This is a genomic window from Flavobacterium sp. 103 (assembly GCF_003096795.1).
In the GTDB taxonomy this organism is placed as follows: domain Bacteria; phylum Bacteroidota; class Bacteroidia; order Flavobacteriales; family Flavobacteriaceae; genus Flavobacterium.
Map to the genome: position 1 here is coordinate 1847230 of NZ_QENX01000001.1, position 17891 is coordinate 1865120.

Genomic DNA, 17891 nt, shown 5'->3' on the forward strand with positions numbered 1-17891 from the left:
ATGTTATCTATATAAAGTAAAGTGGCCTATAAATTCACGATCATCTTGAGAATGTCTCAATTTCAATACATACCAGTAATCACCCATTGGCAACTCCGTTCCGTTGTACTTACCATCCCAAGATTGTCCTGCACCAAAAGTACCTACTTCGCGTCCATAACGATCATACACAACGAATTTAATATCTGGATAATTTTCCGTATTGGTTGGTTTCCATGTATCATTCGTACCATCACCGGTCGGCGTAAATATAGGTGGTATTTTAATATCTATAAACTCAAAGTTCTTAGTGGCCTTTACCGAACAACCATTGCTATCAGTCACTGTTACAACATATTCTCTAGATCTGAAATAAATATATTTATTATTTGAACCTATTGACTCACCATTTACACTGTATTGATAAACACCTGACCCGCCTGTAACAGTTGCCACAATTTCATTTAATCCACCAAGATCTATTGAAATGGCTAATGGGTCTATTTTATCAACTGTAAAAGTATCCGTTGCATCTACACAACCATTTTTATGGTGTACCATTATAAAGTGATCACCAGGTGTTAGATTAGTAAAGAAATTGCTGTCTTGCTCAATACCTGTACTGTCTAAAGAGTACTTAACATCGGCTACCTTATTACTTGGGTCAATGGTTACTGTAACTTTGTTGGCAGGTAAATCATTTACACAATCATTAGATATTCTTGCAACAGGATTAAGGATAACCGCTGGGTCTAATAAAACATCAAGTTCAAATTCACACAAATTCGAATCTTTAACAATAACTAAATGATTACCTCCCGAAAGTCCAGAGAAAGTATCTCTACCTAGAGTATATGGATCATTATCAATACTAGTACTGTATGGCCCAGTTCCGCCTACAATATTAATCTTAAATGCACCTGTTTTTTCACCAGCACATAATTCTTGTTGAACAGTAGTTTTATCCACTTTAACATCGATTGGCTGTGGTTCTAAAATGGTTACATCTTGAGTTAAATAACAACCGTTTTCATCCTGAATTATTACTGTATATGACCCTGGTTTCAAATTAGTGAATACGCCAGTATCTAAAAACTTATCAGAACGTGGCGTTATTGCATATTTAATGATACCTGTACCATCAAAACCATTTACTGTAATAGTACCATCACCATTACCTGAACACTTCACATCTGTTTTAGAATATGTGAAATTTAAGGACGTCGGTGGTTCTTTAATATCAACTAATATTGAATTAGCAGGACAGTCACCACTATCAACGTGAACAATATAAGAACCCGCTGGTAATTGTGTAAAATTCCCTGGTGTCAGTTGTGTCGCTGTAAATGCAAGTGGTAAACCAGCACCATTCAACAGTGTATAAGTATAATTTCCTAAACCACCTGTAGCAGTAGCAATGATAACACCTGTTGCATCCCCTTTACAATTTACTTTAGAGTTAACAATATCTACTGCAACATTCAATACTGGCAAAGGATCAATAGTAATATCATTAGACACTATACTTGCACAACCATTCGCATCACGAACATAATAATGGTAAGTCCCTACAGCTACCGGGAATGTCACCGTTGACCCAGCCATAGCTATACTTCCAGCGAAATTTGAACTACTACTAAAGCTGTATGGCGGCGTTCCTCCTGACACAGAAAGGGTCAAAGTAGCTTGAGTACCACAAGTTTGTGTACTCGCTTTTACCAAACTAGCCACAATCACATTTGGTTCAGCAATAGTAATAGTTGAAGAGGTCGTTCCACAACCCCAACCATCAGTAACTGTGATTGTATAAGTACCCGCACCTAAATCAGTGAATACATTTGAAATTTGCGGTCCAGAAGAAATCACTGGAGCAACCGAAGTCCTATTCAAAGTGTACAAATAATTGGAACCTTGACCTCCAGTTGGCACTCCTACCGTAATACTAGCACTAGTATCCCCATTACAAGTTAACAACAACGTGCTTGGATTAGCTGTAAATGCAATTGGCGTTGGATTGTTTAGTGTCAATGGAATTGAATCTTCACATCCACTACTGTCTCTAACACTTATAACATAATTTCCAGCGGTTAAGTTCGTGAAGACAGAATTCGCAGAATAGGCAACATTTACCTGACCTGATAATTTGTATTCGTAACCACCAGGCCATCCACCCGTAGCAGTAGCTGAAATAGATCCTGAATTAGGTGCCACACAAGTAATCTCGTTATGAGTTTCACTAACTTTTAAAGCAGCCGTTGGACCAGTAATTGTAAAGCTTCTCGAAACTGTACAGAAAGGAGAATTCTTCAATGTAGCAGTTACTGTATAAGTTCCAGCTCCCAAATTAGTTAAAGTAATTGGACCAGCATTAGCTGATGTACCTCCTGGGTATGCAATTCCTAAAGCATCAACTATCGTGTAATCAAAAGCTCCTGCCTGATCAGGATCAGTAGCCGTAATAATTCTGTCGATAAAAGTCACTTTGGCACCACCATTGGTTCCGTTCAAACAAGTAACATCAACAATGTTATCAATTTTTAAATCAAAAGTATTTGGCTCATTTACATAGTGAACATCTTGGATTTCACAATTGGTGTCTAAATTTTTAACGGTAATTAAATAATCCGCTACCGGTAATCCAGTGAAAATTCCATTACTATTAGTTTGTTGAGGATAAACTCCACCTTTTACACCAGTTGTTGCATTTGTATCAACCAAAGTATATTCAATATTTGCTGGAGTACCACCAATAGTACTAACAGTAACTGTTATATCTTCCAGATTGTTACAGGTAATTGCTTTGTTTACTGCAACATTTACTTTGTCCAAAGCAATATAAGGAGCAATAACGATTGGCACAATTGTGGTTCCTACACAACCATTACTGTCATAAACATTTACTATATAAGATCCTCCAAGGAGATCAGCTTCAGTATAACTGTTACTGGCCCCCAAATAAACAGGAGTTCCATTTTTTACAAATTCATAATTCAGATAACTACCTGAACCTCCCGTTATCGCTAATGGATCAATGCTTATGGTGGCATAATTCGAAGCATTTCCTGTAGCACAACCATATTGAGTGACCGTTGCCGCAGGCAATACAATTGGATTTGGTTGTATTACAGTTATAGGTAAAGAAGCTGTACATCCTCTAGCCGAAACAACATCAACAGTATAAACACCGGCTACAAGACCACTAAATAAATTAGAAGCTTGAGGAGTTCCACCGTTCAAACTATACATATACACAGGATTATCATTTACTCCAGAAGCAGGTGTAGCCATAGTAGCCGTAATAGTACCATCGCCTCCCCCGTTACAACTTACAGGGGTCATAGTCAAAGCAAAACCAGTAATAAGAGTTGCAGGTGTTAAAGTAATTGGCACAAAAACTTCACAACCTGTGGTTACATCGTGTACGCCCATTGTATGAAGGACAGGTGTAATACCATTAAATACAGTTGCACCGCCAAAAGCACCACCATCAATATTGTAGGTATAATTTGCAGAACCACCTGAGGCAACTACTGTAATTACACCGTCATTACCAGCACAACTTGGTGTAGTTGTAATGGTTGGAGTTAAAGCTAATGGGGTTAGTATGTTAACTAATCCATTTACTGTCGTTTGACAGGTATTAGCATCTTTTACCGTAACATTGAATATTCCTGGTGTGTTAACTGTAAAAGTTGCATTCGTTTGGAATCCAGCACCAATGCTATATTCAAAAGGACCAACCCCAGTTGCCACAAGCGTAAAGGTATAATCACCTGTCAAGCTTGGACATTGACTGTATGGATTTACAGTTACCGTTGGTAAAGGATCTTTTGTTATCGCAATTGGTAAAGGAATACCAATTACGCAATTGTTGGCATCTTTTACCCAAACATCCCAATTAGCTGAAGTTGCAGGATCTAAAACAGTGGCATTCGAAGTAGAATAAGCCCCTGCAGGTGCTCCGGCAATTACATAAGAATAACTATATGGAGGAACACCACCAGTTGCCGTAACGCTTACTTGAGCTCCATTATTACAATTGGCATTGATAAATGGATTAGCTGCAAGTGCCAAAGGTGTTGGTTGGGTTACATCGATAAATGTGGTAGCAGTACAACCTGTAACTTCATCAGTTACTACAATAGTTTGTGTGCTTGTTGCAGTAATGCCTGCAATGGTAATCGTTGGACTGTTTTGTGCCAATATAGCAGCTCCACCATTGATTGTATACGAATAAGTTGCTCCAAAATTTGCGACAGTAAATTTCACTTCACCATTTGCTCCCGGATTACACGTTACATCGCTTACCAATTCGCCTGAAACGGTAATCGGCGTTACCGGATCAACAGTATAGGATTCTTGATAGGTACATCCATTGCCATCTGTTACTTGGAATAAATAAGTACCGGGTAATAAGCCATCAAATTCATTCGTCAACGGTTGAGTAACTCCCACTGGTATAGCAGGTAAAATAGTATATGATAAAGCAGCAACACCATTTGTTGGTGTTAAAGTAACATTACTTTTTGTAGCCAAACACGTTACTGCAGTCGAATTAAAATCTAAATCAGTTGGTGGGTTTAATGGCAATACAGTTGCGGTTACTGCTGATGATATCATACAACTATTGGCATCTCTAACCAATGCAGATACTATACCTGGAGTACTGGTAGAATAGGTATTAGTAGTGGTATAATTGGCACCTCCATCAAAACTGTATTCTAAAGTTCCAGTTCCTCCACTAGCAGTCACTGTTACAGTAGCAGCTTGTGTGGCGTTACTTGCTCCACAAGATAATGCAGTGGTTACTGCGGCACTTGCAATAATTGCTGTTGGCTCTGTAATATCAACCAAAGTTGCTGCTGATGGACAATCTTTGCTGTCTTTTACAACAATATTGTAAACACCTGCATCATTCAAACCAGTAAACACGTTTGAAGCTTGATAAGTAACTCCATTGTCTTTACTGTATTGGTAAGGCGCTATTCCGCTTGCGGCCGTAACCACTATACTTCCATCTGTACCACCTATACAAGTCACATTAGTTTGTGTGGTTGTAAATGTAGGGAGTGTTTTTGGCGTTACTGTAACCGTGTTGGATATCGCTGGACAAGCCGGAACTTGATTGTCTGTAACTCTAAAGGTATAGGTTCCTGCAGCTGTTGCTGTATATGAAGAACCCGCTATTGGATTGTATCCTCCTCCGTTAATATCAACTTCATAAGTAACATAGGTCCCTGTACCTCCTGTTGGAGTCAATACAATGTTTGCATCTACAATACACGTTAAATCTTGCGTCATGGCAGCTGCTAATGTCAATTGTGGTTGAACTACATAATCCACAATATTTGACGAACAACCATTGGCATCTATAATACTCAACTGATATGTACCTGGAGCAGTGATTGTATACACAGAACTCGCTTGATTAGAACCGTTTATAGTATAAGTAGCAGGCCCAACAGGAATAGTTGCTCCTACCGAAAGATCAATAGTTAGTGGCGAACCTGTAAAACATTGAGATGTTGGCATAACGATAGTTGGCGAAACATCTTTGACAACAGCAATTGTCAACGGAGTTGTTATGACACAGTTATTAGCATCTTTTACCCAAACATCCCAATTCAATGATGTCCCAGGATCTAAAACAGTTGCATTCGAAGTAGAATAAGCTCCTGCGGGATTGCCAGCCACAACATAAGAATAACTATATGGAGCAACACCACCAGTTGCCGTAACACTCACTTGAGCACCATTATTACAATTGGCATTGATAAATGGATTGGCAGAAAGTGACAATGGTGTTGGTTGTGTTACATCAATAAACGTAGTAGCTATACAACCCGTAACTTCATCGGTTACTACAATTGTTTGTGTGCTTGTTGCCGATATACCTGAAATGGTTATTGTAGAACTATTTTGTGCTAAAATAGCAGCTCCACCATTAATTGTGTAACTGTAAGTCGTCCCAAAATTAGCCACGGTAAATTTCACTTCACCATTTGTTCCCGGATTACAAGTTACATCACTTACCAATTCACCAGAAACCGTAATAGGTGTTACCGGATCAACAGTATAGGATTCTTCATAAGTACATCCATTGCCATCTGTTACTTGGAATAAATAAGTACCGGGTAATAAGCCATCAAATTCATTCGTCAACGGTTGAGTAACTCCCACTGGTATAGCAGGTAAAATAGTATATGATAAAGCAGCAACACCATTTGTTGGTGTTAAAGTAACATTACTTTTTGTAGCCAAACACGTTACTGCAGTCGAATTAAAATCTAAATCAGTTGGTGGGTTTAATGGCAATACAGTTGCGGTTACTGCTGATGATATCATACAACTATTGGCATCTCTAACCAATGCAGATACTATACCTGGAGTACTGGTAGAATAGGTATTAGTAGTGGTATAATTGGCACCTCCATCAAAACTGTATTCTAAAGTTCCAGTTCCTCCACTAGCAGTCACTGTTACAGTAGCAGCTTGTGTGGCGTTACTTGCTCCACAAGATAATGCAGTGGTTACTGCGGCACTTGCTATAATTGCTGTTGGCTCTGTAATATCAACCAAAGTTGCTGCTGATGGACAATCTTTGCTGTCTTTTACAACAATATTGTAAACACCTGCATCATTCAAACCAGTAAACACGTTTGAAGCTTGATAAGTAACTCCATTGTCTTTACTGTATTGGTAAGGCGCTATTCCGCTTGCGGCCGTAACCACTATACTTCCATCTGCACCACCTATACAAGTCACATTAGTTTGTGTGGTTGTAAATGTAGGGAGTGTTTTTGGCGTTACTGTAACCGTGTTGGATATCGCTGGACAAGCCGGAACTTGATTGTCTGTAACTCTAAAGGTATAGGTTCCTGCAGCTGTTGCTGTATATGAAGAACCCGCTATTGGATTGTATCCTCCTCCGTTAATATCAACTTCATAAGTAACATAAGTCCCAGTACCTCCTGTTGGAGTCAATACAATGTTTGCATCTACAATACACGTTAAATCTTGCGTCATGGCAGCTGCTAATGTCAATTGTGGTTTTATTTCGTAAGTAGTTGTAGCCGTACAGCCATTTCCATCTTTTATCGTTAAAGTATAAATTCCAGGTGCATTAACTGAGAAAGTATTGCTCGCCTGGAAAGCACCACCAATGCTATAAGAAGCGGTCCCAATAGTTACACCTCCACCAATTACAATATTCAATGGAGAACCCGTATAACATTGCAAAGCAGGCGCACTTATCGTTGGTAAAGCGTCTTTTGCGATTGTAGTTACTGGTAATACAAATGTACAGCCATTGGCGTCTATAACTGTAATATTCCAATTTGTTCCAATGTTATAGTCAAGAGTCAATACATTTCCAGAAGCAAAACTACTAGGTACAGTAGGCGCTAATTCATAAGCATATTTATAAGGCCCAGTACCACCTGTGGTCGTTAGCGTAACTAAAGCACCCGAATTACAGGTTGCATTTACATTAGATACTACTGTCGCAGTAAGCGGTTGAGCAGGTTGAGTAATACTAAAAGTATAAGCAGCAGAACAAAGTGTCCCTGAAGCCTCCGTAACTCTTAAGACATAATTACCTGCTGGCAATGTTGTTATGCTTTCTGATACAGGCCCTCCTAGTGCACCTGTCAACGTTCCATTGATTGGTGTAGGAAGAGGCATCAATGTAAGTGCATTGACAACTTCATAATTAATGTCTGTGACAGTCCCATCATAATCCTGAACTGTAAATGCTAATTTACCATTGGATGCGCCATTACAAGTAACATCAGAACTAGTAATGCCTGTTATTTTAATTGTTGATGGAGAAGCAATAGGAGGTAGCTCATAAATAGAAATACAATTATTAGCATCTTTAACCTGCAAGAAATATGTTATTCCATGTGACAACCCAACAAAAGTATAACTACTACTTGCCAATGGTCCTGTTTCTGTAAGTGGCTGACCAAAAATAGAATATTTATATGGCCCAATACCTCCAGAAGTTGTAACGGTAACATCTACTCCTGTAGCACAATTATTAGAATCTACAGTAGCTGACATTGTTAAAAATGGAGGAGTTTCAATTCTAAGTTTTCCACTTTTAAATTCACATCCCTTGGCATCAACAACAGTAATGTAATAATCTCCAAAATTCAATCCTGAAAAAGTATGAGCTGGAGAAATTGGAGCAGATCCAGTCTGTCCCGGAAGACTACTAATTACGGTAAAGGCATTATCATATAATATATACTTATAAGGAGCAGTTCCTCCTGAAACAACATTTATGTCAAAACTTCCTGGAGTATTTGTATTACATTGTATTGCATTTCGAACAATGTTTACTACAATTGGTGCAGGATCTATCAATACAATTGGACTTAAAGGAGCATTAAAAATACATCCTTTTGAATCTTTTACAGCATAATCATAACTACTCGAAGTTAAACCCCCAAATACATTCCCATTAACAAAAGTTCCTAAAGCACCCGTAATACTATAAGTAAATGGCGCTACACCAGTAACTGCCGTCAATTTAATAGTTCCGTCTGAAAACCCATTACAAGTTGGATCTACATGAGTTTCTGTTGCAGTAACTACTATTGGAGTATTTGTAACAACTACGTTTGTCAATACGTTACAAGGAGTGCCATTAGCATCGGTTATTTCAAACTCATAAGTTTTCCCAGTTGTAGCAGCAACTTCAGTATAATTGAATGAAGAGCCAACAAAAGAGTTAGGAACTCCAGTATAACCAGCACCATCAATGTTTACTCTATATTTAAACGGAGCTTTTCCTCCTAGAACATCAACCTTAATTGTGGCCTCTTGTGGAATCGAACAAGTGATATCTTTTGTAACAATTGCAGTAGCTGTTAATGCTTGGTTAACGGCAACTGAAACTGTATTTGTACAGCTATTTGCGTCTTTTACTGTAACAGTATAAGTACCTGGAGCAACTGTAAATGTATCAGCTGGACTTGGCGCTAAACCAGTATTGATAGAATAGGTATATGGAGGAACACCACTTGAACCAACAGCTTTAATTTGAAAATTGCTTCCAGTGGCAGTACATTGATTTGTGACTGAGGCAGTAATTGTTGGCGTAGGGTCTGTCGACAATGTTAAAGGAATTGTAACCGTACAGCCTTTCAAATCTTTTACCCATGCATACCAGGTTTGAGATGGATCTAAATTACCCACGTTTGATGCAACATAAGTTCCTGCAGCCATATTACTATTACTAAACGAGTAAGTATACCCTGGTGTTCCATCGGTAGCTGTAACAGTCACTTTTGAAGTTGTTACAATACAATTTGCATTAACAGTAACATATGTAGCTGCTAAGGCTGTTACTGGTTGTATAATGGTAATTACTTTACTATCTGTACAACCCGTTGTAAGGTCAGTAACGCTAAAAGTATAAGTTCCTGCCACGAGTCCTGCTAAAGTATGTACATCGCCAACATTTGATATTGAATACGGTAAACTTGCAGGAACAGAAGTTACTGCAACAGTGTAATTTAAAGAACTACTAAAACCTGTAACTGTAAAACGCGCACTACCAGTAGTGTTACCAAAACAATCTACATCGGTCAATTTTGTAGCAGCGACCGCAATTGGAGTAACTGGCGCAACTACGTACGATTCTGAATAATAACAACCATTGGCGTCCGTTACTTTAAATACATAAGTTCCAGGAGTCAAAGCAGTGAATTTTCCTGAGGAAGCTCCGGAAGCATTAATAACAGGTCCAGATGTTATTACGTAAGCTAATGGTAAAACTCCATTTGTTGTGTTCAATTGAACATCGATATTTGTAGTAGTGCAAGTAACAGATCCACTTGGTGTAAAAGTCAAATCCGTTGGCGGATTTAGTTTTAAAACAGTAATATTTGTACCTGCTTTAATACATCCTTTTCCGTCTTTTATACTATAACTTACAATTTGATCCGTTCCGTTATCGTTTAAAGTCAATGTATTGGTGTTGGTATAACCTCCACCATTAAAACTATATTGATACAATGGCGTTCCAGTGGTAGGCACTGCAATAGTTACCACTGCAGACTGTTTCGTATTTGTGGCACTACAACTAAAAGCAGATGCCGAAGCAGATGCTACCAAAACGGTTGGCTCTGTCAAAGTAATTGTCGCTGCAGCAGATACACAACCTTTACTATCTTTTACTTGATAGGAGTAGGCAATACCTGCTTTTAATCCAGTATATAAAGAAGTTGCTGTAAAGGGACTTCCGTCAAAACTATAAGTATAACCTCCAGAACCTCCGGCGCCTACCAATTGTACTGTACCGTCTGTTAAGCCATTACAGCTTACCTGTGTTGGGGTTGGGGTTACAGTAGGATTGGTTATTGGGTTTACTGTAACTTTAGTAGTAGCACTACAACCATTGGCATCCGTTATTACAAAACTATAGGTGTCAGAATTGGCATTACTTACATTATAAGTAAAACTCAATGCTGCACTTGGAGCGCTTGGAGCGCTTATTGGTCCCGCTCCTTTTTGAACCGTATAAGTATAAGGTGATTTACCACCAGTAATTATTGTCGTGATTTCTGCATCTGGAATACTAGAACAATCCAATGTCTTAGTAACTGATGCAAAGGTTGTTAGCTGCGCATAAACAGTCGTTGGCGTGCTATTTGCAACAATACAACCGTTTTTATCTTTGATAGAAACAGTATAAGTTCCTGCTGCAACGGTAAATACATTGCTAGCTTGAAAAGTAACTCCGTTAATGCTATAACTCAAAGGAGCCAAACCAGATCCTGTAGCGGTTATTGTAAATGAACTTCCAGATGCTGTACATTGATTACTCACCACTACACTCGAAAGCGAAGGCAAACCGTCACTAACAACAGTTACCGTACTTTTACTAACACATCCATTGGCGTCTTTTACATATACATCCCAAACTAAATCGGCTGCTGAGTTGGTGTCAACAGTTAAAACATTACTTCCTCCATAAGTTGAAGTTGGAACTGTAGATGGGCTTTTTGCAAAAGCATAAGTATAATTTGGCGTACCATCGGACGCTACAACTGTAATCTGAGAATTATCGTTATTACAATTTACATTGGTAGCAATAGCACTTGTTATTGACAATGCAAGCGCCGGCTCTGTAATATTCACAGTAGAACTGTTAGTGCAACCAGTAATATCATCAGTAACTTTTACGGTATAGGATATCCCTGCTGGTGAACCAATTAATCCTGTTAGATTAAGTATATTTAACGCAGTAGAAGCTGAGGGAGTTAAAGTTCCTGTTCCCGCAGTCAAAGATGGCGTATAATTTCCAGCATAACCCGAAACAGTAAATTGTATAGCTCCCGTACTACCGCCCTTGCACATAACATCAGTCAATTTCACTCCAGAAATAGCAATTGGAGTAACTGACGCAACTACGTACGATTCTGAATAATAGCAACCATTGGCGTCCGTTACTTTAAATACATAAGTTCCAGGGGTCAAAGTAGTGAATTTTCCTGAGGAAGCTCCGGAAGCATTAATAACAGGTCCAGATGTTATTACGTAAGCTAATGGTAAAACTCCATTTGTTGTATTTAATTGAACATCGATATTTGTAGTAGTGCAAGTAACAGATCCACTTGGTATAAAAGTCAAATCCGTTGGTGGATTTAGTTTAGATACCGTAATAGTTTGAGCAGCAGTTGCACAACCGTTTCCGTCTTTTACACTGTAACTTACCACTTGATCCGTTCCGTTATCGTTTAATGTTAATGTATTGGTATTGGTATAACCTCCTCCATTGAAACTATATTGATATGGTGACGTACCTGTTGTAGGAACGGCAATAGTCACAACAGCCGATTGTTTCGTGTTGGTTGCACTACAACTAAATGCCGTAGCAGATGCTGTTGCCAACAAAGCAGTTGGTTGGGTCAAGGTAATGGTAGCCGCTGTAGAAACGCATCCCTTACTATCTTTTACTTGATAGGAATAGGCAATACCTGCTTTTAATCCAGTATATAAAGAAGTTGCTGTAAAGGGACTTCCGTCAAAACTATAAGTATAACCTCCAGAACCTCCAGCGCCTACCAATTGTACTGTACCGTCTGTTAAGCCATTACAGCTTACCTGTGTTGGGGTTGGGGTTACAGTAGGATTGGTTATTGGGTTTACTGTAGCTTTTGTTGTAGCGCTACAACCTGTAGCATCTGTTACAACAAAAGTGTAAATATCCGCATTGGCATTAGTCACACTTTGAGTAAAACTCAATGCTGCACTAGAGACACTAGCTGCACTTGGTGCTCCAGCTCCTTTTTGAACCGTATAAGTATAAGGTGCAGTTCCTCCAGCAATGTTTACCGTTATTGTAGCATCCGGAGTTCCTGAACAATCTAAAGTTTTTGTTACGCTCGCTACTGGAAGTAATTGAGGCGCAATAATAATATTAGAAATCGTTTTTGGACAATTATTACTATCAGTTACCAATATATTATGGGTACCAGGACCTACATTAGTAAATGTATTACTGCTTTGAGCTGCATTCGAGTCTAATTGATAAGTAAGCGTACCTGTACCGGTTGCAGTTACTACTAATTTGGCTTGATCTATAGTGTCATAACATAAATCAGATGTTGCCGCTAAAACAGCAGTTACTGCAGTTGGTGCAACAACTGTAACTGGGACACCCACAGGATTTGAACAAAGATTCGCATCTCTAACAAAAATCGTATAACTTCCCGCAGGTACGTTTGTAAATTTATTACTTGATTGGTAAGCCTTAACAACTGTAATTCCTGCTGCATTTCTTAACTCATATTCGTAAGCGGGCGTACCACCTGTAGCAGTAGTAGTTATTGTTGCTCCTGTGCTACAAGTAGCCAAAGTTGTAACTGTTGTGCTCGCTCCAATAGCAACTGGAGCAGCAATAATTTGAGTAAATGGTTTGGTACATGCAACTGCAGAAGTAGCATCGGGTCTTATTTTTATGTTGTAAGTTGTAGCTGCTAAATTCGGAATTGTTACAGGAGATGTTGTAGATGTTGTCCAATTTACACCATTATCTATAGAATATTGGAAGCTTGCACCAAAATTTTGTGCTGCAATAGTAATTTCACCATCATTGGCACCATTACATTTAGCGTCTTTAAAACCAGTTATTGACCCTGTAAAAGCTTTTCCTGTCGGCACTACTACGGTGAAATCTTTAGTAGTAATACACGATTTTGGAACTTGGTAAACACTGATATCATCAATAACCACATCATTACCACTATAAACAATACTACCCGAGCGCACTACAAACTTCAAGTTGATATTGCTACCAGGATCCAATGTCAATGAAATAGGTACCCATTTGTTACGATTCGGATCATTTGAAGCATTCGCAATAAGACCAGTATATTGTTGCGCTACAACGGTATTACTTCCGTCAACTAATTGCACCAAAATGTCAGGAGCAGCTCCATTGATTCCGCTTCTAAGCAAATTGGCCACATAAAAATCAACTTTCACCGGTTGGTTAGGTATAACATCAACTATTGGCTTACTATATAATACACCATTAGGTCCTGCTGCTGAACCAATGTTTACCAATAAAAATCTCCCTTTTGGATCAGCTCCCGCCGTTGTATGATCTTTAAAGTGATACCATGCTCCGGAATTAGTTCCGCTTGGGTCGTCACTTCTCCAAAAATCACTTGCCACTGAATATTGATTATCTTCAACAGAACGTGTTGGATTTGGACAAGAATACGGTGCTAAAACATGTTGATCATTAAAACAATAAGCAGCTGCAATTCCCGAAGTGGTTGTTGGAGCTCCACTACCAAAATCCTCTTTCAATAAATTACTGTAAGTAGGTACAGAAGTAACTTTGTATTCAACTCTAACAGCATGAGTACCAACTGGAACATTTATAAATTCGTTGGATGGTACGTTAGTGTTTTTTACATTATCCAAATAATAATCATATGAATACGAAGCTGGCCCTGGATTATTAATTATAACTTTACTGGTGGCCGTACCATCACAATTGAAATCTACAGGTGTATTAACATTTATACTAGGTGCAACAGGTTCCGGATCAATAATAATGCCTGGCATAGCATAAATACAATCATTGGCATCTTTTATATAAACAGTGTAAGTACCTGGTGCCTTGTACGCATCGTTTATTGGCGACCAAGTCACTTGATTGTCAAAACTGTACAAGTATGGTGCAATTCCTCCTTGAGGATTAGTAATACGGATTTTTCCGTTATTTTTAGGAACTGTTACACCATCACCACAACCGGCTAATTCTGACACACCTGCAGACGCAGTCAAGGCCTGTCCGGGCTCAGTCAATACAATCGTTTGTGGCAGATCAAAACAATCTACTCCTCCTAAAGAATATTTAAGCATGGCTGTATAAGTACCGACAGGTAAATTTGAAAAAGTACCATTAGAAGAATAGGTAACACCATTATCGATGCTGTAAGACAAAGTATATCCATTGGCATTGGTTACATTGAATTTAATTTCTCCAGTACTAGAACCATAACATTTAATGTTAGTTGACGGAACTGTGTATATTGGTTTTGGATTATCATTGATTGTGATTGGAGCTAAAGTAACTTCACAATTGTTAAAGTCAACTACTCTAATATTAAAGGTGCCAGCTGCAGTAACCGGAATAATAGGAGACCCTTGAAAATCAGTAGTGCTATTTACAAAATAAGTATAAGGACCTGTTCCACCAACTGGAGTTACAGTAATTTCGCCACTTTCGCAGGTTAATGGTTTGGTAATTGCTGCAGTTGCAGTCAAAACTGCTGGCTCAACCAATGTTGCAGTTCCGTTATAAATACAACCGTCATCAGTTGTGACTTTAACATCATACAGCCCTGGATCGAGATTATTAAAGGTATAATCATTTGGGCTAATTGGTCCAACGCTATTTACTGGTATTCCACCTTTAGAAATACTAAAATAGTATTGGGCACGAACATCATTGGCTGCCAATTTCAAAGACCCTTTTCCTCCATTACACAAAGGATCATTAACTGTAGTGGCAACAGTAAAATCACGCTTTCTAATTTGGATTCCAGGAATTGTAAATACGCAACGATTTGGAACATTTACAACAGAACGAATGTAAACCGTATATATATTAGGAGTATTAATTGGCAAAATATTACTCGCCTGATAAGTCACACCGTCCAAACTATATTCATAACCACTTCCAGCAGCAGGTGTTCCCACAACAATTTCACCATTTGTATTACAAATGATATCTCGTGATGTAGCAGTTGGATTTAATTTATTTTCATATACATTGAAGAAATAACGGCTAAAACAACCATTCACATAATTGAGAGTAACGCGATATTGTCCTTGTCCGCTAACATTAAAATCTGGACCAGTAGCGACTTGTGTCCAAGTGCAAGCATTAGTTTCATCTGCACATACTGTACCACTTACAAGTGCACAACTACTTTTTTCCCAAATGATGGAATTAGTATCAGTTACACCCGATCTAATATAACGCTTGGCATTATCACCACATAAATAAATATTTGGAAGAACTTTACCATTGTTTGGACAAGTAACCACTTCATCCGCAAAAGGAATCACTGGATTAACAGATGTTGTTCCAAAAGGTTCCACAGTAACTGTTTCATCAATAGACACACAAGGGGCTATTGCAGTATTATGAACATAATATGTTCCAATACTTGAAACTGTTATGGATTGCGTTGTTCCAATAACTGGACTTCCCGTAGGACTAGTAGACCAAGAATACTTATCATAACCATTGGCCGCCGAAATAGTAACATTAGCACCACACAATTGGTATTTTCTGGTGTATTTACATCCACTCACTCCCACTAAAAAATTTGTTGCGGAAGGTGTTGCTAAGTTACAATTTCCAAAAACAGAGATACTTGGATCATCTGTAATAACTGCAGGATTTGTTACTCCTTTATAAGTAGCAAAAGCTTGATTTTTAATTTGATCCGAACAGGCATCACTCAAGTCATTACAATTAGGAACTACTTGAACCCCAAATTTAATGATCCATTGGTTACCATTTATTTTTACAAGATTATTAGGTATTGTAAAAATAAGGGTGCGTGTTGCTGCAGTATAGGTATAAGTAATTCCTGAACCACTTGGCACCACTATATTATTAGGGTCAAAAATAATATTGACTGGCAAAATATCCTTTATGGTAAAAGAATCCGCATCATCATTCCCCACGTTTTTGAATCCAATTTCATAATTTAAATAATCCCCCAAAGTTACATTTGAATTTCCGATATTGACCCCTGCTGAATTTTTTACAATTTTAGTTAAAACAATTTCAGGTTCAATAACATCAACGGCAAAAGTAGTCACATAAACCCCATAAGTATCTGAAGTGGAAGTTAAACGGTATGTTGCACCAGTTTCATTATTCGGTATGACTTTATTATTAGGGTTGTTGACATTTAACAAATCCATATCAAATCCTAATGTATTCAAACTATTAGGCACTCTAGTATTTACATTGACCGAAAATGGTGTGGTGGCACTTGGAACAGTTATGGTTGAATTAAAGACATTGTTTAAAGGATTCAAAGAGTTGTTTACATAAGTATAGGCCGCAACGGTATTGGCTTTTATAAGCAAATCATCCCCATAAAGCTTTGATTCCCCTTCTTGAGCTGCTACTCCGATTGTAGCTCTAACAGGAAGTGGAGAGGGTAACGTTTTAAAACCATTAACAGAAAAATCTAGATTTTTTAATGCACTAGTTATCCCAGCAAAACCATCAAAAGTAGAAATGTATCTACTTGGTAATGTAGGGCTTTCATAAACAACAACCAGAGTCCAGCCGGCCATTGAACCAGAACTTTTTTTCCCTTTTGCAGCTCTAATATTTGCCGCAAAATAATTCCCGTTCGGGTCTGCCAATAACTGCAACATACTTGTTACATTTTTATAACAAACGTAAGGTGAATTAGTAAACGAAGTTGCGGGAGGTGCTTTGTACCCATCAAAAATAATCTCATCTTCATCTCCAACAGGATCGGCAGCATTATCAGCAACTAAAGTTGTATAATTTGCAGCCCCTGGAACTTTAAATTTAATCTGATTCCAATCATTTAAACGGGGAGTTCCTTTCGTATCGGAATTTGAAGCTGTACTTCTTTCATAAGGATATATGGCCGTCCAATACAAACCTGCATACACAACACGCTTACAGCTATTATTAATATTCAACTCCGCACTACTGGACGCAAATGTGGTGGGATCAGTATCAATATCAGTATATTCTTGATTGAAACCATTATTGTTTGATGCAGTATTATAGTTTTGATTGGCTTCGGCTGTTAGAGTCGCTAGATTGGTTGGTGTTCCATTTGGATCTGCAGCACTAAAAACGGGCTGAGTTGTTGTACGGCTCATCATGCTATTCCCTACAAAAATAACATCACCCTTGATACGCATATTTCCACCTGGTAATCTAGGCACGAACGCTTTCCCTAACTGTGAAAATGAAAGTCCACTAGTAAACAAAAATGCTATGAGCAGAAATAAAGAAAAATTATACTGTCTCTTAAAACAGTTAATTCCTAGATAACTGCTTTCACTCGAATTATCAAATTCTTTTATTTTAGATGTATAAACAAACGAATTCTTTTGGAAGAAATTTTCAAACAGAAACAATATCCAATGAACAATTTTAGAAAAAGTAGGTTTTTTCATGTTTATTATATTTTTATGATTCAAACTCTAATTTATTCTTTGGGGCGTTTGAATAAATTAGAGGACATTTTAATTTTATCTAAATGCTATTTTTTTAACTTAAATCTTGCAATAAAGTTCTTTTTTATATTAAAAACTAAACTCCAAAATTGAATATTCCAAATTTTCTTTATAATAACACCTTTTTTTAA

The 17891-nt window shown here is 38.0% G+C and carries 1 protein-coding gene; it reads right to left on the reverse strand.

The window, feature by feature from the left end; translation table 11 throughout:
• Positions 1 to 3 precede the first annotated feature (3 nt).
• Positions 4 to 17700 (reverse strand): T9SS type B sorting domain-containing protein, encoded by a 17697-nt coding sequence (locus C8C85_RS07465; protein WP_116796508.1) that lies wholly within the window; start codon positions 17698 to 17700, stop codon positions 4 to 6.
• Between the last annotated feature and the right edge of the window lie 191 nt (positions 17701 to 17891).

Coding starts and splice junctions, on each gene's coding strand:
- C8C85_RS07465 (WP_116796508.1), bottom strand. CDS start 17,700: ATGAAAAAACCTACTTTTTCTAAAATTGTTCATTGGATATTGTTTCTG.